Origin of the sequence: Streptomyces sp. SID13726 (genome assembly GCF_010548375.1) — a bacterium.
In the GTDB taxonomy this organism is placed as follows: Bacteria; Actinomycetota; Actinomycetes; order Streptomycetales; family Streptomycetaceae; genus Streptomyces.
Genome location: NZ_JAAGLY010000260.1, coordinates 1 through 522 on the forward strand (window position 1 = coordinate 1; position 522 = coordinate 522).

A 522-nucleotide genomic window follows, 5' to 3' on the forward strand; every position below is an offset into this window, starting at 1 on the left:
CAAGGCGCGCAAGCGCGCGCTCGACGTCATCTTCGAGGCGGAGCAGCGTCAGGTGGACCCGACGACCCTCCTCGCGGAGCGCGTCGCCGACCCCGGCACCGCGCAGACCGCCCTGCCGCAGTACGCGGTCGACATCGTCGAGGGCGTGCTCGCGCACCGCGACCGCATCGACGAGCTGATCGAGACGTACTCCCACGGGTGGACGCTCGAGCGGATGCCCGCGGTCGACCGGGCCCTGCTGCGCATCGGCGGCTGGGAGATCCTCTTCAACGACGACGTTCCCGACGTCGTCGCGATCGACGAGGCCGTCGACCTCGCGCGCTCGCTCTCGACCGACGACTCGCCGTCGTTCGTCAACGGGCTGCTCGCGCGGATCGTCGAGATGAAGCCGACGATCACCGCCTGAGCACCCCTGCGGCCCGCCGGGCCGCCACCATCCCGTCGCGGCGTCGGTCCCCGAGTGTGACCGACGCCGCGTCTCGTCGGGCGGGACGAGCACCCGGCCTGGGATGGGCGGCGGTA

General features: G+C 72.6%; 1 protein-coding gene. It reads left to right on the top strand.

Features of this window, described 5'->3' with window-relative positions:
• The coding region (gene nusB / locus G3I78_RS47515) for a transcription antitermination factor NusB (RefSeq protein WP_164436832.1) at nt 1-406 on the top strand (406 nt) is incomplete at its 5' end.
• Between the last annotated feature and the right edge of the window lie 116 nt (nt 407-522).